General features: G+C 54.7%; 18 protein-coding genes. 8 read left to right on the top strand and 10 right to left on the bottom strand.

The features are described from left to right. Positions 1 to 86 precede the first annotated feature (86 nt). From ldtD to ACOQH0_RS07815, 3 genes are all read left to right on the top strand, one after another. Positions 87 to 1,910, top strand: coding sequence for a L,D-transpeptidase (gene ldtD, locus ACOQH0_RS07805; protein WP_421511931.1), 1,824 nt, complete (start codon positions 87 to 89; stop codon positions 1,908 to 1,910). A 175-nt stretch (positions 1,911 to 2,085) separates the two neighbouring features. Then, a complete protein-coding gene (locus ACOQH0_RS07810; RefSeq protein ID WP_010429293.1) occupies positions 2,086 to 2,637 on the top strand; it encodes a YcbK family protein in 552 nt (183 codons plus the stop codon). A gap of 20 nt (positions 2,638 to 2,657) precedes the next feature. After that, positions 2,658 to 3,305: an MBL fold metallo-hydrolase gene (locus ACOQH0_RS07815; RefSeq protein ID WP_089598364.1), complete on the top strand. Its 648-nt coding sequence runs from the start codon at positions 2,658 to 2,660 to the stop codon at positions 3,303 to 3,305. Between the two features lie 49 nt (positions 3,306 to 3,354). On the opposite strand, the gene ACOQH0_RS07820 is transcribed toward ACOQH0_RS07815, so the two are convergent. The 4 genes from ACOQH0_RS07820 to pncB form a co-directional block, all read right to left on the bottom strand. Next, positions 3,355 to 4,545: an amino acid aminotransferase gene (locus ACOQH0_RS07820; RefSeq protein ID WP_131635544.1), complete on the bottom strand. Its 1,191-nt coding sequence runs from the start codon at positions 4,543 to 4,545 to the stop codon at positions 3,355 to 3,357. Between the two features lie 184 nt (positions 4,546 to 4,729). Next, positions 4,730 to 5,788: a porin OmpF gene (gene ompF, locus ACOQH0_RS07825; RefSeq protein ID WP_305729964.1), complete on the bottom strand. Its 1,059-nt coding sequence runs from the start codon at positions 5,786 to 5,788 to the stop codon at positions 4,730 to 4,732. A 605-nt stretch (positions 5,789 to 6,393) separates the two neighbouring features. Further along, complete coding sequence (gene asnS / locus ACOQH0_RS07830) at positions 6,394 to 7,794, bottom strand: asparagine--tRNA ligase (protein ID WP_421511932.1); 1,401 nt, start codon at positions 7,792 to 7,794, stop codon at positions 6,394 to 6,396. A 166-nt stretch (positions 7,795 to 7,960) separates the two neighbouring features. Then, a complete protein-coding gene (pncB, locus tag ACOQH0_RS07835; protein ID WP_421511933.1) occupies positions 7,961 to 9,163 on the bottom strand; it encodes a nicotinate phosphoribosyltransferase in 1,203 nt (400 codons plus the stop codon). Between the two features lie 254 nt (positions 9,164 to 9,417). On the opposite strand from pncB, the gene pepN reads away from it, so the two are divergent. Next, entirely contained in the window at positions 9,418 to 12,030 is a 2,613-nt protein-coding gene (pepN, locus tag ACOQH0_RS07840) for an aminopeptidase N (protein WP_420984979.1), read from the top strand. 51 nt (positions 12,031 to 12,081) lie between these two features. Here the strand turns inward: pepN and ssuB are convergent, their stop codons facing one another. From ssuB to ssuE, 5 genes are read right to left on the bottom strand one after another with little or no spacing between them, the layout of a single operon-like run. Continuing rightward, positions 12,082 to 12,852, bottom strand: coding sequence for an aliphatic sulfonates ABC transporter ATP-binding protein (gene ssuB, locus ACOQH0_RS07845; protein ID WP_421511934.1), 771 nt, complete (start codon positions 12,850 to 12,852; stop codon positions 12,082 to 12,084). Then, on the bottom strand, positions 12,849 to 13,640 hold the full coding sequence (gene ssuC, locus ACOQH0_RS07850) for an aliphatic sulfonate ABC transporter permease SsuC (RefSeq protein ID WP_023311016.1): 792 nt from the start codon (positions 13,638 to 13,640) through the stop codon (positions 12,849 to 12,851). Before ssuC ends, ssuB begins: the two co-directional genes overlap by 4 nt. A gap of 9 nt (positions 13,641 to 13,649) precedes the next feature. Continuing rightward, a complete protein-coding gene (gene ssuD, locus ACOQH0_RS07855; RefSeq protein WP_010429320.1) occupies positions 13,650 to 14,795 on the bottom strand; it encodes an FMNH2-dependent alkanesulfonate monooxygenase in 1,146 nt (381 codons plus the stop codon). After that, positions 14,792 to 15,754 (bottom strand): sulfonate ABC transporter substrate-binding protein, encoded by a 963-nt coding sequence (locus ACOQH0_RS07860; RefSeq protein WP_089598368.1) that lies wholly within the window; start codon positions 15,752 to 15,754, stop codon positions 14,792 to 14,794. The genes ssuD and ACOQH0_RS07860 overlap by 4 nt, the downstream gene beginning before the upstream one ends. After that, the gene (gene ssuE / locus ACOQH0_RS07865) at positions 15,747 to 16,322 is read right to left on the bottom strand and encodes an NADPH-dependent FMN reductase (protein ID WP_421511935.1); all 576 of its coding nucleotides are present in this window, start codon (positions 16,320 to 16,322) and stop codon (positions 15,747 to 15,749) included. Before ssuE ends, ACOQH0_RS07860 begins: the two co-directional genes overlap by 8 nt. 248 nt (positions 16,323 to 16,570) lie before the next feature. Between ssuE and pyrD the strand changes: the two genes are divergently transcribed. Both pyrD and zapC read left to right on the top strand, forming a co-directional pair. Then, positions 16,571 to 17,581, top strand: coding sequence for a quinone-dependent dihydroorotate dehydrogenase (gene pyrD / locus ACOQH0_RS07870; protein ID WP_010429325.1), 1,011 nt, complete (start codon positions 16,571 to 16,573; stop codon positions 17,579 to 17,581). Positions 17,582 to 17,746: 165 nt separating this feature from the next. Further along, the gene (gene zapC / locus ACOQH0_RS07875) at positions 17,747 to 18,289 is read left to right on the top strand and encodes a cell division protein ZapC (protein WP_042716264.1); all 543 of its coding nucleotides are present in this window, start codon (positions 17,747 to 17,749) and stop codon (positions 18,287 to 18,289) included. Here zapC and ACOQH0_RS07880 read toward each other — a convergent pair. Continuing rightward, entirely contained in the window at positions 18,286 to 19,395 is a 1,110-nt protein-coding gene (locus tag ACOQH0_RS07880) for a YcbX family protein (protein ID WP_421511936.1), read from the bottom strand. The genes zapC and ACOQH0_RS07880 overlap by 4 nt on opposite strands. Positions 19,396 to 19,493: 98 nt before the next feature. Between ACOQH0_RS07880 and rlmKL the strand changes: the two genes are divergently transcribed. Both rlmKL and ACOQH0_RS07890 read left to right on the top strand, forming a co-directional pair. After that, complete coding sequence (rlmKL, locus tag ACOQH0_RS07885) at positions 19,494 to 21,602, top strand: bifunctional 23S rRNA (guanine(2069)-N(7))-methyltransferase RlmK/23S rRNA (guanine(2445)-N(2))-methyltransferase RlmL (RefSeq protein WP_421511937.1); 2,109 nt, start codon at positions 19,494 to 19,496, stop codon at positions 21,600 to 21,602. A 12-nt stretch (positions 21,603 to 21,614) separates the two neighbouring features. Then, positions 21,615 to 23,522 (top strand): ABC transporter ATP-binding protein, encoded by a 1,908-nt coding sequence (locus tag ACOQH0_RS07890; protein WP_421511939.1) that lies wholly within the window; start codon positions 21,615 to 21,617, stop codon positions 23,520 to 23,522. Positions 23,523 to 23,524: the final 2 nt, after the last annotated feature.

The raw sequence follows: 23,524 nt of genomic DNA on the forward strand, positions 1-23,524 counted from the left end.
TAAGGTAAGCCAACAGCAATTGTGCCTACCTATAATGAAAGAAAGCCCCAATGTGATGGGCGTGTCGTGAAAACAGGGGGCAAGGGATGTTGCTAAAGAAAAATCGTGGTCGTCAGCTGTCAGTGCTGAGTTTGTGTCTGGCAGTGATGTTTGCTCCACTGTTCACCGCGCAGGCTGATGAGCCTGAGGTTGTACCGACTGACAGCTCTGCAACGATGGGCGCTCAGCCGACATCGTTGTCGCAGCCGCTGGAGCAGTCGTCAGCAACGGCCATTATGGCCGGTATTACGCCGTTACCTGAAGGTATCGACACAGAGTCTGTTCGTCAGCAGCTGCAGTCCGGGCTGCCATCAGGATATACGCCTGCTTATCTCAATCAGCTCACGCTGCTCTATGCCGCGCGTGATATGAAACCGATGTGGGATAATCGTGATGCGGTGCGTGCTTTCCAGCAGCAGCTGGCAGAAGTGGCCATCGCGGGCATTCAGCCGCAGTTTACGACCTGGGTTGAGCTGTTGACCGATCCAGCCGTGACGGGGAAGGCGCGTGACGTGGTTCTCTCGGATGCCATGATGGGGTATCTCCAGTTTGTAGCGGGTATTCCGGTGAATGGCAATCGTTGGTTATACAGCGAAAAACCGTACAAACTGGCGACGCCAGCCCTGTCGGTCATAAACCAATGGCAACTGTCACTGGATAATGGCGAGCTGCCGCGCTTTATCGCAAGCCTTGCGCCTGCACATCCGCAATACGCCACAATGCATCAGTCGCTGCTTGAGCTGGTTACGGATTCGCGCCCGTGGCCGCAACTCCGAGCGGCGGCCACGCTGCGTCCGGGGCAGTGGAGCAGTGATGTTCCCGCACTGCGCGAAATTCTCAAACGTTCCGGCATTCTGGATAATGGGCCAAAAATTGCGCTTCCAGGCGATGACGGCCAAAGCGTGGCGGTGAGCCCGTCGGCACCGGTAAAAGAGACCAGCGCAGCTCCGCTAAGCTCGAAGCCAGCCGCGTATGATCGCGAGCTGGTTGCAGCAGTTAAGCAGTTCCAGGCTATTCAGGGGCTGGGTGCCGATGGCGTAATTGGTCCGTCAACGCGCGACTGGCTGAATGTTTCTCCGGCACAACGGGCGGGTGTACTGGCGCTGAATATCCAGCGTTTGCGCTTGCTGCCAGGCACGCTGTCTACCGGCATCATGGTAAATATACCGGCGTATTCGCTGGTCTATTACCAGAACGGGAGTGAAGTGCTGGCTTCGCGTGTGATTGTCGGGCGTCCCGATCGTAAAACGCCAATGATGAGCAGCGCGCTGAATAACGTGGTGGTTAACCCGCCGTGGAACGTCCCGCCGACGCTGGCTCGTAAGGATATCCTGCCTAAGGTCTGGAACGATCCAGGATATCTGGAGCGCCACGGGTATACCGTGATGCGCGGATGGAACAGTAAAGAGGCGATAGATCCCTGGATGGTTGACTGGTCAACGATAACGGCGTCGAATTTACCGTTCCGCTTCCAGCAGGCTCCGGGCGCCCGTAACTCGCTGGGGCGCTATAAATTCAACATGCCAAGTTCAGATGCAATCTATCTGCATGATACGCCGAACCACAACCTGTTCCAGAAGGATACGCGCGCGCTCAGTTCGGGTTGCGTCCGTGTGAATAAGGCCTCCGAGCTGGCAAATATGCTGCTGCAGGATGCGGGCTGGAACGATACGCGGATTTCAGATGCGTTGAAACAAGGTGATACCCGTTACGTTAATATTCGACACAACATTCCGGTCAATCTTTACTATCTGACGGCGTTTGTCGGCGAGGACGGGCGCACCCAGTACCGTACAGATATTTACAATTATGATCTCACTGCGCGATCCGGCGCACAAATTTTGCCAAAAGCTGAACAATTAATCAGGTAAATGAAGTAGTTCGGGCAAATTGATTGTCGTAAGTTATGGTGAATACGGGGCGATCTGGCTGTAAGCCGCGTATTCACTGGGGTTGGGCGCCTTGACGTAAGCTGTTTTGACAGTTAAGGTGCCCTTCGTGCGCTAAGCATATTTACGATTTCATTGACCTGTAGACCTGATTATCATGGACAAATTTGACGCTAATCGCCGCAAATTGCTGGCGTTAGGTGGTGTTGCGCTCGGCGCTGCGGCCATCCTTCCGACGCCAGCATTTGCCACCCTCTCGACACCACGTCCGCGTATTTTAACGCTCAACAATCTTCATACCGGTGAGTCGCTTAAAGCGGAGTTTTTCGATGGCAGAGGCTATATTCAGGATGAATTAGCAAGACTTAACCATTTTTTCCGTGATTTCCGCGCGAATAAAATAAAAGCCATCGATCCAGGACTGTTTGATCAGATTTTCCGCCTTCAGGGCCTGCTGGGAACCAGCAAGCCGGTGCAGCTCATTTCAGGATACCGTTCACTCGATACCAACAATGAACTGCGTGCCCACAGCCGTGGGGTAGCGAAAAAAAGCTATCACACCAAAGGGCAGGCAATGGATTTCCACATTGAAGGCGTTTCGTTAGCCAATATTCGCAAAGCCGCGTTATCTATGCGCGCAGGTGGTGTAGGATACTACCCACGTAGCAACTTTGTGCATATTGATACCGGGCCGGTTCGGCACTGGTAATAACGAAACACAGGAGCAGTATGAACTATCGTATTATTCCGGTTACCGCGTTCTCCCAGAACTGTTCATTGATCTGGTGCGAGCAAACTAAACTGGCCGCGCTTGTCGATCCCGGCGGTGACGCTGAGAAAATCAAGCAGGAAGTCGCAGCAAGCGGCGTTACGCTGATGCAGATTTTGCTCACTCATGGTCATCTTGACCATGTGGGTGCTGCGGCTGAACTGGCTGAACACTACGGTGTGCCGGTGATCGGCCCGGAAAAAGAAGATGAGTTCTGGCTGCAGGGGTTACCCGCCCAAAGCCGCATGTTTGGCCTTGATGAGTGTCTGCCATTGACGCCCGATCGTTGGTTAAACGAAGGAGATCGCGTTACCGTAGGGAATGTGACTTTACAGGTGTTGCATTGTCCTGGGCATACGCCAGGCCATATCGTCTTCTTTGATGACCAGTCACGTCTGCTGATTTCCGGCGATGTTATTTTCAAAGGTGGCGTAGGACGCAGCGATTTCCCGCGCGGCGATCACGGTCAGCTGATTCAGTCGATTAAACAAAAGTTATTGCCGCTGGGTGATGACGTCACGTTTATCGCAGGACACGGTCCGATGTCGACGCTGGGCTATGAACGGCTCCATAACCCGTTCCTTCAGGACGAAATGCCTGTCTGGTAACCCGAATAAAAAAAAGCCTGCATAATGCAGGCTTTTTTATGGGCGCAACTTACAGTACGGCGACAATCGCTTCGCACAGTGGCGCCATGTTGTCAGGCGTCATGCCTGCAACGTTCACGCGGCCAGACGCTACGGCGTACACGCCAAACTCTTCACGCAAACGCAGAACCTGCTCTTTGGTCAGGCCGCTGAAAGAGAACATGCCGTTCTGTTTGATGATAAAGCTGAAGTCGCGGTCAGCGCCTTTCTCAGCCAGCGTGTTCACGAACAGCAGGCGCATACGCTGAATGCGCTGGCGCATATCGTTCAGCTCTTGTTCCCAGATCGCGCGCAGGGCATCGTTGCTCAGGATGGTGGCAACAACAGACGCACCGTGTGCCGGTGGGTTAGAGTAATTAGCGCGGATCACGGACTTCATCTGGCTGAACGCACGATCGACGGTCTCTTCGTTTGCCGCGACCAGCGTACAGGCACCTACGCGCTCATTGTACAGGCCGAAATTCTTGGAATAGGAACTCGCCACAATCAGTTCCTGATGCACGGCTGCGAATGCGCGCAGGCCTTCCGCATCTTCTTCCAGACCACGGGCAAAGCCCTGATAGGCGAAGTCAAACAGCGGCAGCCAGCCTTTCTCCACGGACAACTTAGCCAGCTGTTCCCACTGCTCCAGCGTCGGGTCAATACCGGTTGGGTTATGGCAGCAACCGTGGAACAGCACCACGTCACCTGCCTGCGCTTCGCTCAGGCTTGCCAGCAGGCCGTCAAAGTCGAGAGAGTGATTTGCCGCGTCGTAGTAAGCATATTCACGTACTTCCAGACCCGCAGAGTTGAAGACGCTCTTGTGGTTTGGCCAGCTTGGGTTGCTCACCCATACGCGCTTAACAGAGGTGTTTTTCGCCAGGAAATCCGCCGCAACGCGCAGCGCGCCGGTACCGCCAGGGGTTTGTGCTGTGCGAGCGCGTTTGCTGCTCACAATTTCGCTGCCTTTACCGAACAGCAGCTCCTGGGTGCAGCGACCAAATTCAGGGATACCATCAATACCAAGGTAGTTTTTGGTGGTTTCGTTTTCCAGCAGATACTGTTCAGCTTTTTTAACGCTGGTCAGGACCGGGGTTTTGCCGGTTTCATCTTTATATACACCAATACCCAGGTTGATTTTGCCAGGGCGGTCGTCGGCACGAAACAGATCGGCCAGGCCCAGAATAGGGTCGGCAGGAGCGGCGGTAATGTTCTCAAACATGACGAAGTTCCATTGTGATTACAGAAGTGAAATCCGCTATCAGGTTAACGGTAGATTTACAAAATGCCAACCGTTTGCGACGAAAAGCGTGCGGCTTTTCAAAAGTCGCCATTATTTTCTGTCGGGCATAAAAAAACAGGGCCGAAGCCCTGTTCATTAAGCATATAACAACGTGGTGTACTGATTAGAACTGGTAAACCAGACCTACAGCAACGGTATCATCGTTATTGATGCCCAGTTTGTTGTCGTCTTTCAGCTGGTTGATCTGGTAGTCAACATAGGTGGACATGTTTTTGTTGAAGTAGTAAGTCGCACCGATGTCGATGTAGTTGATGTAATCTTCATCACCCACGCCTTCTACGTCTTTCGCTTTAGATTTGTAGTAAGCGATGGATGGACGCAGACCGAAATCGAACTGGTACTGTGCAACAACAGAGAAGTCCTGAGTTTTGTTAGCGAAGCCGTTGCTGCCCAGACGAGCCGCGTTACGCATTTCACCGTACAGCGCTGCCAGGTAGATGTTGTTCGCATCGTATTTCAGACCGGTTGCCCACTGCTCAGCTTTATCGCCTTTACCCCACTGCAGAGTCTGCTGGTTGTTGGTACGGTCAGCTGCGCCGTAAGCACCTACAACACCGAAGCCGTCGAAATCGTAGCTAACAGAAGTTGCCCAGCCGTCGCCGTTGGAACGTACTGCATCAGTACGCTCGTTTTTGCCCAGGTACTGAACGCCAAAGTTCAGACCGTCAACCAGGCCGAAGAAGCCGCTGTTACGGTAAGTCGCCAGGCCACCGGTACGGCCTGAGAAGAAGTTGTCGCTCACGCCGGTGTCGCCGCCGAATTCTGGCAGCATATCGGTGATGCCGATGGCGTCATAGACCAGACCGTAGTTACGACCGTAGTCGAAGGAGCCTGCGTCACCGAATTTCAGACCTGCGAATGCCAGACGGGTTTTGTTACCGGTCTGTGCATCGGAGCCTTCAGAGTTGTTACCCTGGAAGTTGTATTCCCACTGACCGTAACCGGCCAGCTGGTCGTTGATCTGGGTTTCGCCTTTGAAGCCCAGACGCGCGTAAGTCATGTCGCCATCGTTGCCGTCATTATCAGAGAAGTAATGCAGACCAACAGCTTTCCCGTAAAGATCTAATTTGTTGCCGTCTTTGTTATAGATTTCTGCAGCGTTTGCTGCACCGGCTACCAGCAGGGCAGGGATAACCACTGCCAGGATATTGCGCTTCATCATTATTTATTACCCTCATTGGTTTTTTTATGACACTCGCCACTGCCGTCAATAAATTCTGTCAATAAATATTTCCGGAACTATTGATGAGAGTTAGGTGTCTTTATGTATCTGACAGGCATCTTTCCATTCATAGAACCGTTTCGCTAGCCTGAAAGTGCTACAATTCTCAAGATTGGGTAACAAAAAGAAATAATGTGTAACTGGATATGTATTTTTGGGAACTTTGTGAACCATCTCAAATTTCAGAGAGAGTTGGTTAATTAAGCGGCGGTTTCATTCCTATATATATGAATTGCTTATGTTTAATTTGGCTAAAGGCAATTCATATAAACAGCGGTTAAACGGCTCATCTTTTCTTGTGACCGCGAAAGGCCTTCTGGATGGCTGTGGAATTGAATAAAAAATATGCTATTGCTTGAGAATTAAATAAGCACAATAAGAATGCGGGATATTTTTTATTCACAGATATTTCATGGAAACAAAACGTAACAGCTAGTGCTTTTGACGGGGTTGTCTTTTAAAGAGGCTGACTTTGCACTGACATAAACTGACATTGCAGAATAAAATAATGGCCAGCATTTGCTGGCCATTATCATTGAGGCGGGTTAGAAGCTTGCGTTACGCGGCGTACGTGGGAACGGAATCACATCACGGACGTTCTGAACACCGGTTACGTAGGCAATCAGACGCTCGAAGCCCAGGCCGAAGCCTGAATGCGGAACAGTACCGTAACGGCGCAGGTCGCGATACCAGCTGTAGTCAGCCGGATTCAGACCCATCTCTTCCATACGGGCATCCAGGACGTCCAGACGCTCTTCACGCTGAGAACCCCCGATGATTTCACCGATGCCAGGTGCCAGGACATCCATTGCGGCAACGGTTTTACCGTCTTCGTTAAGGCGCATATAGAAGGCCTTAATGTCTTTCGGGTAGTTTTTCACGACAACCGGTGCTTTGAAGTGTTTCTCTGCCAGATAGCGTTCGTGCTCAGAAGAGAGATCCACGCCCCAGTAAACCGGGTTCTCGAACTTCTCACCGCACGTCTCGAGGATGGCAACCGCATCGGTGTAATCCACCTGCGCGAAGTCAGCGGATACAAAGCGCTCCAGACGGGCAATCGCGTCGTTATCCACGCGCTCAGCGAAGAATTTCATATCGTCTGCACGTTCTTCCAGAACGGCTTTAAACACGTATTTCAGCATGGCTTCCGCCAGGCCTGCCACATCATTGAGATCGGCAAAGGCCACTTCTGGCTCCAGCATCCAGAATTCCGCCAGGTGGCGGCTGGTGTTGGAGTTTTCTGCGCGGAAGGTTGGACCAAACGTGTAGATCTTAGACAGCGCACAGGCATAGGTTTCACCGTTGAGCTGGCCGGATACCGTCAGGAAGGCTTCTTTACCAAAGAAGTCTTTGTCGTAATCCACTTTACCTTCCGGCGTACGCGGCAGGTTTTCCATATCCAGCGTGGAAACGCGGAACATCTCACCCGCACCTTCAGTGTCGGACGCGGTGATTAGCGGCGTGGATACCCAGAAGTAACCCTGCTCATCGAAGAAACGATGCAGCGCCTGCGCCAGCGTGTGACGCACGCGGGCCACTGCACCGATCAGGTTGGTGCGTGGACGCAGGTGAGCCACTTCGCGAAGATACTCAATGCTGTGGCGTTTTGCCGCCATCGGGTAGGTATCTGGATCTTCCACCCAGCCGGTGACTTCAATCGCCGAAGCCTGAATTTCGAAGCTCTGGCCCTGACCAGGCGATGTGACAACCACGCCGGTAACAATGACGGAGCAACCTGTGGTCAGGCGCAGAACGTCATCATTGTAATTGGGCAGAGAATTATTAATGACGGCCTGTACAGGATCAAAGCAGGAACCGTCATAGACGGCGAGGAAGGAGATGCCAGCTTTAGAATCTCGGCGGGTACGCACCCATCCGCGCACGGTGACTTCTTGGTCAACGGCGACACGGCCCTGGAGTACGTCGGCTACAGGCACAACGCTCATAATATTCTCTCTGTTAATTGTCGGAAATGATAAACACTTGTCCGCCCTTATGGGGGGATATCTATGTTACCTGGCATCCGCCATCAGACAAGCAGATTTCGCAGTCTTAAGAGAAGAAATAAGAAATAAATAAGAAGTGGGGAGCCTATACGGCTCCCGAATGCGGTTAACTGGCTTTTTTAACCTGCGGCAGATCGAAGGCTTTGCGCAATGCGCGGACAAAAGCTTTGTCATGACAGATGGTTTTACCCGGACTATCAGAGAGTTTCGCCACCGGCTTGCCGTTACATTCCACCAGCTTTATGACGATGTTCAGAGGTTTTACCTGAGGAATATCGCAGGTCAAACGGGTGCCAATACCAAAGCTCAGATTCACTCTGGAGGAGAAGTGGCGGTAAAGATCCACCGCTTTGGCTAAATCAAGGTTATCAGAGAAGACCAGGACTTTCGTCATCGGATCAATGCCCAGCTTCTCGTAATGGGCAATGGCCTTTTCACCCCATTCCACCGGGTCTCCGGAGTCATGGCGTAAACCCTGATAACGCTCAGCAAATTCAGGACCGAAGTCGCGCAGGAAGGCATCCATTGTGATGCAGTCGGTGAGGGCGATCCCCAGTTGATTCGGATACTCATCAAGCCATGCGGCCAGAGCCGCGCGCTGGCTATTGGCCAGGTCAGGGCTGATCTGCTGATGCGCCTGGAACCACTCGTGCGCCTGGGTGCCCATTGGCGTCAGGTCCAGACGACGCGCAAGGTCGTAATTACTGGTGCCCACAAACCACGGCTCTTGCTGAAGACGTTTAACGATAGCCTGCTGTACTTCGCGAGAGAAACGGCGGCGGGTGCCAAAGTCCATCAGGCGGAAGCGGGACATATCCAGCCCTTCGGTCAGGTGGGAAAATTCAACCAGCTTATGCTCCAGTGAGGCAACTGCCTGCTCAACGCCGGTTTCCGGCGAACGGTAGCGGTGGGCCAACTCGCTGATCACCGCCAGAAGCGGCACTTCCCACATGATCACTTCACGCCACGGACCGGCAAGGCGGATATCCAGCTTGCCATTATCGTTAGTCACCGTGACCTGCTCTGGCTTGTAGCGGAAGTCGCGCAGCCAGGTAAGGTAGTCAGCTTTAAAGAAGGGCAGGCCGGAAAGCCAGTGATATTCGTCGTCCTGCAGCGCCAGATGCTGCATGGCATCGACCTGTTCACGAATGGAATCCGCGTAGATACCCAGCAAGTCGTCGCCCCGGCAGCGAAACTCCGCCGCAACATGAACGTCATGGTAATGGTGGAAAACGGCTTGCTGCATATGCAGTTTATACGCGTCGGTATCCAGCAATGTATGCAGAACAGGAGAAGCGAATTGAGTCATAGGTGCGCAGTAGCATCCTCTCACGGGAGCGTTTAGTACAATAAACAACTCCGGAGTATACCTGTTTTAGTGATTTATTGAACCCCGATCACAACATAAGCGCTCTTTATGGTCGAGGGCATTTTGTGCCTCGTGTTATACAAATGTAGCGAAAAAGGTGTTTGTACCTGAAAAGATGAACATTCTGCATAGCGCGTTTTAGACAACAGGAATATATTGAAACGTTACTCGACAAACGATGCATAAGGTTTTCTATGACACAACAGCCACAAGCCAAATACCGCCACGACTACCGTGCGCCGGATTACCTGATTAGCGATATCGATCTGACTTTTGACCTGGATGCCACTAAAACCGTCGTGACAGCGGTGAGCCAGGTTACGCGCCAGAGCGCGACGGCTGTACCGCTGCGTCTTGATGGTGAAGACCTGACGCTGGTTTCCCTGCATATTAATGATGAAGCGTGGGCTGATTATAAAGAAGAAGGCAACCAACTGGTTATCGACAACCTGCCGGAACGCTTTACGCTGCGCATCGTCAACGAAATCAGCCCGGCCGCGAATACCGCGCTGGAAGGGCTCTACCAGTCAGGCGTGGCGCTGTGTACCCAGTGTGAAGCAGAAGGCTTCCGCCACATTACCTGGTATCTGGATCGCCCCGATGTACTGGCGCGCTTTACCACCAAAATCATTGCCGATAAAACCCTCTATCCGTTCCTGCTCTCGAACGGCAACCGCGTGGGCGAAGGCGAGCTGGAGAACGGTCGTCACTGGGTACAGTGGCAGGATCCGTTCCCGAAACCGTGCTATCTGTTTGCGCTGGTGGCGGGTGATTTCGATGTCCTGCGCGACACCTACAAAACCCGCTCTGGCCGCGACGTGGCGCTGGAACTGTTTGTTGACCGCGGCAACCTTGACCGCGCGCCGTGGGCGATGACCTCGCTCATCAACTCCATGAAGTGGGACGAAGAGCGCTTCGGCCTCGAATACGATCTCGACATTTATATGATCGTCGCCGTCGACTTCTTCAACATGGGCGCGATGGAGAACAAAGGTCTTAACGTCTTTAACTCCAAATACGTGCTGGCGCGTACCGATACCGCCACCGATAAAGACTATCTCGATATCGAACGCGTCATCGGGCACGAATATTTCCATAACTGGACCGGTAACCGCGTCACCTGCCGGGACTGGTTCCAGCTGAGCCTGAAAGAGGGCTTAACCGTCTTCCGCGACCAGGAGTTCAGCTCCGATCTGGGCTCCCGCGCCGTGAACCGCATCAACAACGTGCGGACCATGCGCGGCCTGCAGTTTGCGGAAGATGCCAGCCCAATGGCGCACCCGATTCGTCCGGATAAAGTCATCGAGATGAACAACTTCTACACCCTGACGGTGTACGAAAAGGGCGCTGAAATCATCCGCATGATCCACACCCTGCTGGGCGAAGAGAATTTCCAGAAAGGGATGCAGCTCTACTTCGAGCGTCACGACGGCAGCGCCGCCACCTGCGACGACTTCGTCCAGGCGATGGAAGACGCGTCCAACGTGGATCTGTCCCATTTCCGCCTCTGGTACAGCCAGGCCGGTACACCTGTCGTGACCGTTAAAGACGACTACAATCCGGAGACCGAGCAGTACACCCTGACCATCAGCCAGCGCACGCCGCCAACGGCCGAGCAGGCGGAGAAACAGCCGCTGCACATTCCGTTCAGCATTGAGCTGTACGATAACGAAGGCAAAGTGATCCCCCTGAAGAAAGGCGGTCACCCGGTACACAGCGTGCTAAATGTCACCCAGGCGGAGCAGACGTTTATTTTCGATAATGTTTACTTCCAGCCGGTACCTGCGCTGCTGTGCGAATTCTCTGCGCCGGTAAAACTGGAGTACAAGTGGAGCGATCAGCAACTGACGTTCCTGATGCGTCACGCGCGCAATGACTTCTCTCGCTGGGATGCAGCGCAGAGCCTGCTGGCAACCTACATCAAGCTGAACGTGAACCGCTATCAGCAGGGCCAGCCGCTGACGCTGCCGGTTCATGTTGCGGATGCCTTCCGCGCGATCCTGCTGGACGAGAACATTGACCCGGCACTGGCGGCTGAAATTCTGACCTTACCGTCCGCGACTGAAATCGCCGAGCTGTTCGAGATTATCGACCCGATTGCGATTGTCGCAGTGCGTGAAGCGCTAACCCGCACGCTGGCTGCCGAACTGGCGGATGAGTTCCTGGCCATTTACAACGCCAACAAGCTGGATGCGTACCGTGTTGAGCATGCCGATATCGGCAAACGTTCCCTGCGCAATACCTGTCTGCGCTATCTGGCCTTTGGTGAGGTGGAACTGGCGAACACGCTGGTCAGCAAGCAGTATCACGAAGCCGATAACATGACCGACGCGCTGGCTGCGCTCGCCGCAAGCGTTGCCGCCGAGCTGCCGTGTCGTGATGCGCTAATGCAGGAGTACGATGACAAATGGCATCAGGATGGTCTGGTGATGGACAAATGGTTCATTCTGCAGTCCACCAGCCCGTCCGCCGATGTGCTGAGCACCGTACGTCGTCTGCTGAAGCACCGCTCGTTCACCATGAGCAACCCGAACCGCGTTCGCTCGCTGATTGGCGCGTTTGCCAGCAGCAACCCGGCTGCCTTCCACGCGGAAGACGGCAGCGGCTATCAGTTTATGGTGGAAATGCTGACCGAGCTGAACAGCCGTAACCCGCAGGTGGCGTCGCGACTGATTGAGCCGCTGATCCGCCTGAAACGCTACGATGCGAAGCGTCAGGCGAAGATGCGCGCCGCGCTTGAGCAGCTGAAAGGGCTGGAGAACCTGTCTGGCGATCTGTACGAGAAGATTACTAAGGCGCTGGCCTGATAGAAAGCTTAACCCTCCCTCTCCCTGTGGGAGAGGGCCGGGGTGAGGGCATCAGGCATTAGCCGTAATCAACGCGCGCTCATTCACCCCGCGCTTCATCACCCGATCCAACACTTCCGCCTCCAGCTCCGCCAGTTTTGCCGAGCCCACGCGGCGAGGGCGCGGGATATCCACCGTCAAATCCAGACCAATCTTCCCGTCTTCTATCAGCAGCACCCGGTCCGCCATCGCGACGGCCTCGCTTACGTCATGCGTCACCAGCAGTACCGTAAAGCCATGCTCCTGCCACAGGGACTCAATCAAATCCTGCATTTCAATCCGCGTCAGCGCATCAAGCGCGCCGAGCGGTTCATCAAGCAACAGCAGGCCGGGACGGTGAATCAACGCGCGCGCCAGCGCCACGCGCTGTTTCTGTCCCCCTGACAGCGCAGCAGGCCACTCCCCTGCGCGGTTTTCCAGCCCGACGGCGGCCAGCGCCTGACGCGCGTTATCCCGCCAGTTGCCCTTCAGACCGAGACCGACGTTGTCGATAACCGTTTTCCACGGCAGCAGGCGTGCGTCCTGAAACATCATGCGCGTATCGTCCTGAATATTGGCCAGCGGCGTTGAGCCTGCCAGGATTTCACCGCCGTTGGGGGCTTCCAGCCCGGCCAGAAGGCGTAGTAGCGTACTCTTGCCGCCGCCGCTGCGTCCGACAACGGCCACAAATTGTCCGGCGGGAATATGCAGATCCAGCTCGTTGAGAATAGTATTTTCGCCGTAGCGTTTGGTGACGCCGTTAAGCAGTAACGGCGTCCCCTGGTTCAGTCGTGCAGTATTCATGCTTTTGCCTCCTGAAGGGTATAGGCCGGGTTCCAGCGCAGCCAGCTGCGCTCCAGCCACTGGGCGCTGACGTCGGCGAGTTTGCCGAGCAGGGCGTAAAGGATGATGGCTACCACCACTACATCGGTTTGCAGGAATTCACGGGCGTTCATCGCCAGATAGCCAATGCCGGAGTTAGCCGAAATGGTTTCCGCCACAATCAGCGTCAGCCACATCAGGCCGAGCGCAAAACGTACCCCAACCATAATCGAGGGCAGGGCGCCCGGCAGGATCACGTGTATAAAGAGAGAAAAACCGGACAAGCCATAGCTCCGCGCCATTTCGACCAGACCGCGATCGATATTGCGGATGCCGTGCCAGGTGTTGATGTAAATCGGGAACAGCGTGCCCAGCGCCACGAGGAAGATCTTGGCGCTCTCATCAATACCAAACCACAGGATAACCAGTGGGATCAGCGCCAGATGCGGCACGTTGCGCAGCATCTGTATAGACGTATCCAGCAGCCGCTCACCCCAGCGCGAAAGGCCGCTGATCAGACCCAGAACCAGACCGATACTGCCGCCAATGGAAAACCCAATCACGGCGCGCCATGAGCTGATCGCCAGATGCTGCCACAGCTCTCCGCTCACGCTCAGCGACCAGAACGCTTCAACAACGCCCTCCGGAGAGGGCAGAATGCGGCTCGACAGCCAGCCAGTGGACGACGCGAGCTGCCAGAGGGCCACGATGCCGACGGGTAAAAACCACGGCGCGGCGCGCAGCAGCCATTTTTGTGAGGTGGCAGACATGGTCACTCCTTAGCTCTGCGCGGCTTTTCGTGGAATAAATTCGTTCGCCACGGCTTCGCCCTGAAGCTGGAGTTGCTGCGGCTGCGGAATTTCCGGGATGGCGACATCCAGGTGCGGGAATAACAATTCGCCCACCTTGTAGGCCTCTTCCAGATGCGGATAGCCGGAGAGGATAAAGCTGTCGATGCCCAGGTCTGCGTATTCATTAATCCGCGCGGCCACCGTTGGACCATCGCCGACCAGCGCTGTACCTGCGCCGCCGCGTACCAGACCGACACCCGCCCACAGGTTCGGGCTGATCTCCAGGTTCTCGCGCTTGCCGTTATGCAGGGACGCCATACGGTGCTGCCCGACGGAGTCGGTTTTAGCAAACGCGGCCTGCGCCTTCGCGATGGTCTCATCGTCCAGATGCGAGATCAGCCGGTCGGCGGCCTGCCAGGCTTCTTCATTGGTTTCGCGCACAATCACGTGCAGGCGAATGCCGAAGCGCACCTTGCGGCCATGGGCGGCCGCCTTAGCGCGGACCTGGGCAATTTTTTCTTTCACCAGCTCAGGCGGTTCGCCCCAGGTCAGGTAGAGATCGACCTGCTCGGCGGCCAGATCCTGGGCCACATCCGACGATCCGCCAAAATAGAGGGGAGGGCGCGGTTGCTGCACCGGCGGGAAGTAGAGTTTCGCGTCGCGAACGTGAATATGTTTGCCTTCGAAGGTGACGGTTTCACCTTCCAGCAGGCGTCGCCAGACGCGGGTGAATTCGGCGGAGGCCTCGTAGCGCTCCGTGTGATCGAGGAACACGCCATCGCCCGCCAGCTCCTGCGGATCGCTACCCGTGACAAGGTTAAACAGGGCGCGGCCGTTGGACAGTCTGTCCAGCGTTGCCGCCTGACGCGCCGCCACGGTGGGGGAAACCACGCTTGGACGTAACGCGACCAGGAACTTCAGACGCTGAGTGACAGGGATCATCGACGCGGCAACCAGCCACGCATCCTCGCACGAACGTCCGGTTGGGATCAGCACGCCGGTGAAACCGATTCGGTCCGCCGCCTGCGCAATCTGCTGCAGATAGCCATGGTCAACCGGGCGTGAACCCTCTTCTGTACCAAGATAGTGTCCATCACCGTGGGTGGGTAAAAACCAGAAAAGATTCAGACTCATGATTTAGCTCCTTCTTTGCCTGCGGGTTGCCAGATGCGTTCGCGAATATTGACCTGTTTAGGCACAAGGCGGTTTTGATAGAAAAGGTCAGCGGTTTGCTGCTGAAGGGCGGCGACCTGCGCGTTGACAGGCGCAATGGTGGTCGGCGGACGGTGGCTGAGATAGCTCGCGATCACCGGTTCAGGTAAGCCCATGGTTTTTGCCAGCAGGGTAATGCTTTCCTGACGCTGGCTCTGGGTCAGGGCATCGGCCTGGGTAAAGGTATCCAGTACGCCCTGAATGAATGCGCCGTTTTTCTCCGCGTAAGGACGTGCAGCGAGATAGAACGAGCCGGTTTGTTTCAGCGTGGTGCCATCTTTCAGCACCCGCACGCCACCCTGCAGTAAGGCTGCGGAGTAGTACGGATCCCAGATGGCCCAGGCATCCACGTTCTTCTGCTGGAACGCGGCGCGCGCGTCGGCAGGCGTCAGGTAAACGGGCTGAATATCGGTGAACTTAAGCCCGGCCTCTTGTAGGGCGCGCAGCAGCAGGTTGTGTGAGCTGGAACCTTTCTGGAAAGCCACTTTATGGCCTTTAAGATCGGCAACGCTTTTAATCTCGCTATTTTCAGGGACCAGAATCACCTCGGCTTTCGGTTTAGCGGGTTCAACGCCCACATAGACCAGATCGGCCCCGGCAGCCTGAGCAAAGATAGGCGGAATATCGCCCGTGCTGCCCAAATCGATACTGCCGACGTTCAGGGCCTCCAGCATCTGTGGGCCTGCAGGGAACTCCACCCAGGAGAATTTGGTGTCCGGGAAGCGTTTTTCCAGAAGCTGATGGCTTTTCGCCAGCACCATGCTGACGCTGCCTTTCTGATAGCCGATGCGCAGGCTTTCCGGCGCGGTTTCCGCCGCATGAGCCAGCGACGACAGAGCCATCAGCCCTGCCAGTCCGATACGTGTCAGTGTTTTAAACATGAGCGACTCCTTGCGGCGGATTAAAAGCGGGAACCTCGATATCCCGGCGATGCAGCGCATGCCAGAACGTTTCCAGTGCGGCATCAAGGCGGGTTTGCAGATTCGGCGTAAAGTGGGGTTTGTGTTGATAGTCGATGACCTGTGAATCATCTGCGAAAACGCCATGCAGGATCTCCTGTGCTTTCAGGGCGTTCAGCACCGGTTTCAGGGCGTAATCCACTGCCAGTAAATGGGCAACCGTACCGCCCGTAGCCAGCGGCAGCACCACTTTGCCATCCAGCGCGCGCTCCGGAAGCAGGTCAAGCAGGGTTTTCAGTGCGCCAGAAAAAGAGGCTTTATAAATGGGAGTCGCCACAATTAAGCCATCTGCCCCCTTGAGCTGCTCGATCAGGGTTTTCAGCGCGGGGCTGTCGAAACGGGCATAGAGCAAATCTTCAGGTTCGAAGTTATGCAGATTCCAGTGGCACACTTCCACATCCAGAGCAGTGAGCTTTTCACGGGCATATTCCAGCAGGGCGCTGGAACGCGAGGGGAACCGTGGACTACCGGCCAGGGTGATGACGCGCATGTTTGCTCCTTATAACTAATTGTTTGCTTTTATCTAACATTCATAACAATTTTAAGGAGTGTGACATCGCTGGGTTATTCCACTAAATGATTTATCTGCAATTTAAATGCGAAAAAGTGCATAAGAAATAGCCATGCAGGTAAACGTTTGCGTTTTGCGCGATTTTTTTGCCGCAGGTCAATTCCCTTTCCGTGCGGGATCGCACATAATCCCCTCCCGGTTTGCACACCGGGAATCCAGGAGAGTTCATGTACTACCCCTTCGTTCGTAAAGCCCTTTTCCAGCTCGATCCTGAGCGCGCTCATGAATTTACATTCCAGCAATTACGTCGTATTACAGGCACGCCGCTGGCTGCGCTGGTGCGTCAAAATGTGCCGGAAAAACCTGTCCAATGCATGGGCCTGACTTTTAAGAATCCGCTGGGCCTGGCGGCCGGTCTGGATAAAAATGGCGAATGTATTGATGCCCTGGGCGCGATGGGGTTTGGCTCCATCGAAATCGGTACCGTTACGCCGCGTCCGCAGCCGGGTAACGACAAGCCGCGTCTGTTCCGCCTGGTCGAAGCTGAGGGGTTGATCAACCGCATGGGCTTCAACAACCTCGGTGTCGATCATCTGGTTGAGAACGTTAAAAAATCCCATTTTGATGGCGTATTAGGCATCAATATTGGTAAAAATAAAGACACGCCGGTGGAGCAGGGTAAAGATGACTATCTGATTTGTATGGAAAAAGTCTATGCCTATGCCGGTTATATTGCGGTGAATATTTCTTCACCCAATACCCCGGGCCTGCGCTCATTACAATATGGCGATGCGCTGGACGATCTTCTGAGTGCCATTAAAAATAAACAAAACGAGCTCCAGGCGATCCACCATAAATATGTTCCGGTCGCGGTTAAGATCGCGCCGGATCTTTCTATTGAAGAATTGATCCAGGTTGCCGACAGTTTAGTGCGTCATAATATTGATGGTGTGATAGCAACCAATACAACGCTCGATCGTTCTCTCGTTCAGGGAATGAAAAACTGTGACGAAGCGGGTGGGTTAAGTGGCCGTCCGGTACAATTAAAAAGTACGGAAATTATTCGCGCACTCTCTGCTGAATTACAGGGACGTCTGCCCATTATTGGTGTGGGCGGTATAGACTCTGTTATTGCTGCCCGCGAGAAGATGGCTGCCGGGGCATCACTGGTGCAAATTTATTCCGGCTTTATTTTTAAAGGCCCGCCATTGATTAAAGAAATCGTTACTCATATCTAATCTTTTCTCCTAATCAGACAACCAGGGCTTTATTTCCGGCCCTGGTTGTTTTATATTCCGTCACTGTTGCTTATTTAGTCATTATAGTCTTTTATTAATGGTGTTATAAACGAGGCGGCAAACAGGACATTTTTAGTACAGGACGTTTGGGGACGGGAGAGACACATGCGAATTAAACCTGACGATAACTGGCGCTGGTATTTTTGCGACGAGCACGATCGAATGATGCTCGATTTAGCCAATGGCATGTTGTTTCGTTCACGTTTTCCGCGTCGAATGTTAACCCCGGACGCTTTCTCGCCGTCAGGCTTTTGTGTGGACGATGCTGCGCTTTATTTTTCCTTCGAAGAAAAATGCCGCGACCTGATGCTCTCCAAAGAACAGCGCGCTGAGCTGGTCCTGAATGCGCTGGTGGCTATCCGTTTCTTGAAACCGCAAATGCCAAAAAGCTGGCATTTTCTTGCACATGGCATGAGCTGGACCCCGGCAACGGGCGATGCGGCAAGCGTCAATCTGAGTGATACTGCAGAAGAGGTGAATTTGCTGGTCGTTGAACCCGGTGAAAACGCCGCGCTCTGTTTGTTAGCGCAGCCCGGCGTGACCATTGCCGGGCGAGTTATGCAGTTAGGTGATGCGATTAAAGTCATGAATGACAGGCTGAAGCCACAGCTGCGCGTTGATTCGTTCAGCCTTGAACAGGCCGTTTAAGCTTCCAGCTGGACGGACGTTTTCGGCACACAGCTGCAGCATAAAATCGTACCGTCATCACCTACCGCCGATTTCTTCAGCGCAGTGACTTCTCCCTCGACCAGTTTGATTCGACAGCATCCGCAAATACCTGCACGACAGGAGTAGGGTACGCGGATCCCTGCCTGTTCCAGTTGCTCAAGTAATACCTGCTGATTGTTGCCACGGATAACTTTACCCTGCCAGTGAATATCGACCCCTGACGAGGGCGCGGACTCGATATCAACAAACTCCTCTTCCTGGCTGGAACCATAAATCCTGGCGGGACCACGGGTGAGGATTTCTACTTCGTCACCGACGCGGATCACGCCGCTTGAGCGTGGAATGAGATTCTGACCGAAATCCACATCACCGTTGTCCTGGGCGGTACGGAATGACTGCAACGTTTTCAACGGTTCGCCGGAAGGGTGTTTTTGGCCTTTTTCTGGGCTGACAGTGGTGAATATGCAGCGACTACAGGGCTTCACCACGTCGAAAATCACGCTGCCGATGCGGATCACCTTCCAGGTATCTTCGTCCCAGGCGTCGGCACCGGTGACCACCAGGTTAGGGCGGAACTGTTCCATCTGAACGCTGGCTTTGCAGCGGCGCTGTAAATCACGCAGCGAGGCTTCGTTGGTCAGCAGGAACGGGAAGCCATCGGCGAAGGAGAGGGGAACTGCGTCATGGCGCTTCACGCGACGCGTCAGTTCAGAACCAACCCAGCGCAGCTGCACGTCGCGGGAGAAGAACCCGCTCAGCCAGCGGTTAATTTCATCCGGGGCGATGCGCGCGGTAAAATGATTGCCCCACACTTCCGTTGGCGCGTCGACAGGGGCAAAATCAGCAAAGCGAATCACTACGCTGGAACCGTCCGGCGCGGTCAGGTGCAAACCGTCATGAAGTGGAGAAGGGGTAAAGCGAACCATCTGCGGGAACTGGCGTGCGGTAATGAACGTACCGTCAGGCTCGGTGACCATAAAAATGCGATCGAAGGCGAATCCGCTCATGTCGGCCAGTGCGTGAGAGACGCCGATGCCGCGCATGGATTTCACCGGATGAATAAAAAGCCTGGATAACGTCGCCACTGCACACTCCCACAAATGAAAATAAGCCTTCAACTTTATGACATACACGCCATATTAGCTATAATGCGCGACAATTTTCTAAGAGTAAAAGTGACGATATGAATTCTCTGTTTGCCAGTACGGCCCGTGGGCTGGAAGAGCTGTTAAAAACTGAACTGGAAAGCCTGGGCGCGCAAGAGTGTCAGGTGGTTCAGGGTGGTGTCCATTTTGAGGGCGACACGCGGCTTATTTACCAGAGCCTGATGTGGAGCCGTCTGGCGTCGCGCATCATGCTGCCGATGAAGGAGTGCAAGGTCTATAGCGACCTGGACCTCTATACCGGCGTACAGATGATCGACTGGACAGAGATCTTCACGCCAAATGCCACCTTTGCGGTGCATTTCAACGGCGTGAACGACGAGATCCGCAACAGCCAGTACGGTGCCCTGCGCGTAAAAGACGCCATTGTGGACTGCTTCACGCGTAAAAATAAGGAACGTCCAAACGTCGATCGCGAAAATCCCGATCTGCGTATTAACGTCTGGCTGAACGGCGACACGGCGAGTATCTCTCTCGATCTGAGCGGCGCGGGTCTGCACCTGCGCGGCTACCGCGATCGCACCGGTATGGCGCCGATCAAAGAAACGCTGGCCGCCGCCATCGTAATGCGCTCCGGCTGGCAGCCGGGCATGCCGCTGCTCGACCCAATGTGTGGTTCTGGTACGCTGCTGATAGAAGCAGCCATGCTGGCAACTGACCGCGCGCCGGGGCTGCATCGCGGTCACTGGGGCTTTAAAGGCTGGGCACAGCACGATGAAGCACTCTGGAAAGAGGTCAAAGACGATGCGCAGACCCGCGCGCGTAAAGGCCTGGCGGAGTACACCTCCCACTTCTACGGTTCGGACAGCGACCCGCGCGTCATTGAGCGCGCGCGCAGCAACGCCCGTCGCGCCGGTATCGGCGAGCTGGTCACCTTCGACGTGAAAGACGTGGCTAACCTGACCAACCCGCTGCCAAAAGGCCCGTACGGCACCGTAATCAGTAACCCGCCATACGGCGAGCGTCTGGACAGCGAGCCGGCGCTGATTGCCCTGCACAGCCTGCTGGGCCGCAATATGAAGGACTACTTCGGTGGCTGGAATCTCTCCCTGTTTAGCGCCTCACCGGAGCTGCTGAGCTGCCTGCAGCTGCGTGCCGATCGCCAGTTTAAGGCGAAAAACGGCCCGCTGGACTGTGTGCAGAAAAACTACCATCTGGCAGAGAAAGCGGCGGACAGCAAGCCGTCCGGCGTGGCGGAAGATTACGCCAACCGCCTGCGCAAGAACCTGAAGAAATATGAGAAATGGGCAAAGCAGGAAGGGATTGAATGCTACCGCCTGTACGACGCCGACCTGCCGGAGTACAACGTGGCGGTTGACCGCTACGCGGACTGGGTGGTGATTCAGGAATATGCGCCACCGAAAACCATCGATGCGCAAAAAGCGCGTCAGCGCATGCTGGATGTGATTGCGGCCACCATCGCCGTGCTCGGCATTACGCCGAACAAGCTGGTGCTGAAAACCCGCGAGCGCCAGAAGGGCAAAAACCAGTATCAGAAGATGGGCGAGAAGGGTGACTTTATCGAAGTGGGCGAGTATAACGCGCGCCTGTGGGTAAACCTGACCGACTATCTGGATACCGGCCTGTTCCTTGACCACCGTATCGCGCGCCGCATGCTGGGCCAGATGAGCAAGGGCAAAGACTTCCTCAACCTGTTCTCCTATACCGGCAGCGCGAGCGTGCATGCAGGTCTGGGCGGGGCGCGCAGCACCACCACGGTGGATATGTCTCGCACCTATCTGGAGTGGGCGGAACGTAACCTGCGTCTGAACGGCCTGACCGGACGTCAGCATCGCCTGATGCAGGCCGACGTGCTGGGCTGGCTGCGTGATACCGACGAGCAGTTCGATCTGATCTTTATCGATCCGCCGACCTTCTCCAACTCCAAGCGTATGGAGGATAGCTTTGATGTTCAACGCGATCACCTGCGCCTGATGACCGACCTGAAACGCCTGCTGCGTAAAGGCGGCACCATTATGTTCTCGAACAACAAACGCGGCTTCCGCATGGATCATGAAGGCTTAGCCACGCTGGGACTGAAAGCGCAAGAAATCAGCCAGAAAACGCTGTCTCAGGACTTTGCCCGTAACCGTCAGATCCATAACTGCTGGTTAATCTCAGCGGTCTGAAAGGAAATATAAATGTCACTAATTAGCATGCACGGCGCCTGGCTGTCTTTCAGCGATGCGCCCCTTCTCGACGATACTGAACTGCACATTGAAGATAACGAACGTGTTTGTCTGGTAGGCCGTAACGGCGCGGGTAAATCCACGCTGATGAAGATCCTTAACCGTGAGCAGGGTCTGGATGACGGCCGTATCGTTTACGAACAAGATCTGATTGTTTCTCGACTGCAGCAGGATCCACCGCGTAACGTGGCGGGCACCGTCTACGACTTCGTTGCGGAGGGGATCTCTGAACAAGCCGAATACCTGAAGGGCTATCATGAAATTTCGCATCTGGTGATGACCGACCCGAGCGAAAAAAATCTTAATGAAATGGCGCGGCTGCAGGAACTGCTGGATCATCATGGCCTGTGGCAGCTTGAAAGCCGTATTACTGAAGTGCTGGACCAGTTAGGTCTGGATGCGGATATGGAGCTGGCATCACTTTCCGGCGGCTGGCTGCGTAAAGCGGCACTGGGACGCGCGCTGGTCAGCGGCCCGAAAGTGCTGCTGCTTGACGAACCGACCAACCACCTGGACATTGAAGCCATCGACTGGCTGGAAGGGTTCCTGAAGACCTTCAACGGCACCATCATCTTCATTTCGCACGACCGTTCGTTTATCCGCAACATGGCGACCCGCATTGTCGATCTCGATCGCGGCAAACTGGTGACCTATCCTGGCGATTACGACACCTATCTGCTGGAAAAAGAAGAAAACCTGCGCGTAGAAGAGCTGCAAAACGCTGAGTTTGACCGCAAGCTGGCGCAAGAAGAGGTCTGGATCCGCCAGGGTATCAAAGCCCGCCGTACCCGTAACGAAGGCCGCGTGCGTGCGTTAAAAGCGATGCGTAACGAGCGTAGCGCCCGCCGCGAGGTGATGGGTAGCGCGAAGATGCAGGTGGAAGAGGCATCCCGCTCGGGCAAAATCGTCTTTGAGATGGAAGACGTGAATTACCAGGTTGACGGCAAAGTGCTGGTGAAAGACTTTTCCGCTCAGGTTCAGCGTGGCGACAAAATTGCCCTTATTGGCCCGAACGGCTGTGGTAAAACCACGCTGCTCAAGCTGATGTTAGGCCAGCTGAAGGCTGATAGCGGCCGCGTTCACTGTGGTACGAAGCTGGAAGTGGCCTACTTTGACCAGCACCGCGCTGAGCTTGACCCGGACAGAACGGTGATGGATAACCTCGCTGAAGGTAAGCAAGAAGTGATGGTTAACGGTAAGCCGCGCCACGTGCTGGGTTATTTGCAGGACTTCCTGTTCCATCCGAAACGTGCAATGACACCGGTACGCGCGCTGTCTGGCGGCGAGCGAAATCGTCTGCTGCTGGCACGTCTGTTCCTGAAGCCAAGTAACTTGTTGATTCTCGATGAACCAACCAACGATCTGGATGTCGAAACGCTGGAATTACTGGAGGAGTTAATCGACGGTTATCAGGGAACCGTGATGCTGGTGAGCCACGATCGTCAGTTCGTTGATAACACCGTGACCGAGTGCTGGATTTTTGAAGGTGAAGGCCGGATTGGTCAATACGTGGGCGGTTATCATGACGCGCGTGGACAACAAACCCAGTCGCTGCTGCAAAAACAGGCAAAATCCAAAAGTGCACCGGAACCGGTTATAGCAAAAGCAGAAACTGTCAAAAAATCTCCTGCTAAAATGAGCTATAACCTGCAGCGCGAACTGGAAGGCTTACCTCAGCGTCTTGAAGAACTGGAAGCTGCTCTTGAAACGCTGCAAATTCAGGTTGCTGATGCGTCATTCTTTACGCAGCCGCACGACTATACTCAGAAAATATTGGCTGAACTGTCCGCGGCTGAAAAAGCCCTGGAAGAAGCATTTGAGCGCTGGGAGTACCTCGAGTCTCTGAAAAACGGCGCATAAAC

This window comes from Enterobacter sp. JS8-1 (assembly GCF_049187015.1).
GTDB classification, from domain to species: Bacteria; Pseudomonadota; Gammaproteobacteria; order Enterobacterales; family Enterobacteriaceae; genus Enterobacter; species Enterobacter mori.

What these genes read in the sequence shown, in the direction of transcription:
- ACOQH0_RS07820 (WP_131635544.1), bottom strand. Translation starts at nt 4,545, where the DNA reads ATGTTTGAGAACATTACCGCCGCTCCTGCCGACCCTATTCTGGGCCTG.
- ssuC (WP_023311016.1), bottom strand. Translation starts at nt 13,640, where the DNA reads ATGTCTGCCACCTCACAAAAATGGCTGCTGCGCGCCGCGCCGTGGTTT.
- ssuD (WP_010429320.1), bottom strand. Translation starts at nt 14,795, where the DNA reads ATGAGTCTGAATCTTTTCTGGTTTTTACCCACCCACGGTGATGGACAC.
- zapC (WP_042716264.1), top strand. Translation starts at nt 17,747, where the DNA reads ATGCGAATTAAACCTGACGATAACTGGCGCTGGTATTTTTGCGACGAG.
- ACOQH0_RS07860 (WP_089598368.1), bottom strand. Translation starts at nt 15,754, where the DNA reads ATGTTTAAAACACTGACACGTATCGGACTGGCAGGGCTGATGGCTCTG.
- pyrD (WP_010429325.1), top strand. Translation starts at nt 16,571, where the DNA reads ATGTACTACCCCTTCGTTCGTAAAGCCCTTTTCCAGCTCGATCCTGAG.
- pncB (WP_421511933.1), bottom strand. Translation starts at nt 9,163, where the DNA reads ATGACTCAATTCGCTTCTCCTGTTCTGCATACATTGCTGGATACCGAC.
- ACOQH0_RS07815 (WP_089598364.1), top strand. Translation starts at nt 2,658, where the DNA reads ATGAACTATCGTATTATTCCGGTTACCGCGTTCTCCCAGAACTGTTCA.
- ACOQH0_RS07890 (WP_421511939.1), top strand. Translation starts at nt 21,615, where the DNA reads ATGTCACTAATTAGCATGCACGGCGCCTGGCTGTCTTTCAGCGATGCG.
- rlmKL (WP_421511937.1), top strand. Translation starts at nt 19,494, where the DNA reads ATGAATTCTCTGTTTGCCAGTACGGCCCGTGGGCTGGAAGAGCTGTTA.
- ssuB (WP_421511934.1), bottom strand. Translation starts at nt 12,852, where the DNA reads ATGAATACTGCACGACTGAACCAGGGGACGCCGTTACTGCTTAACGGC.
- ssuE (WP_421511935.1), bottom strand. Translation starts at nt 16,322, where the DNA reads ATGCGCGTCATCACCCTGGCCGGTAGTCCACGGTTCCCCTCGCGTTCC.
- ACOQH0_RS07810 (WP_010429293.1), top strand. Translation starts at nt 2,086, where the DNA reads ATGGACAAATTTGACGCTAATCGCCGCAAATTGCTGGCGTTAGGTGGT.
- asnS (WP_421511932.1), bottom strand. Translation starts at nt 7,794, where the DNA reads ATGAGCGTTGTGCCTGTAGCCGACGTACTCCAGGGCCGTGTCGCCGTT.
- pepN (WP_420984979.1), top strand. Translation starts at nt 9,418, where the DNA reads ATGACACAACAGCCACAAGCCAAATACCGCCACGACTACCGTGCGCCG.
- ompF (WP_305729964.1), bottom strand. Translation starts at nt 5,788, where the DNA reads ATGATGAAGCGCAATATCCTGGCAGTGGTTATCCCTGCCCTGCTGGTA.
- ldtD (WP_421511931.1), top strand. Translation starts at nt 87, where the DNA reads ATGTTGCTAAAGAAAAATCGTGGTCGTCAGCTGTCAGTGCTGAGTTTG.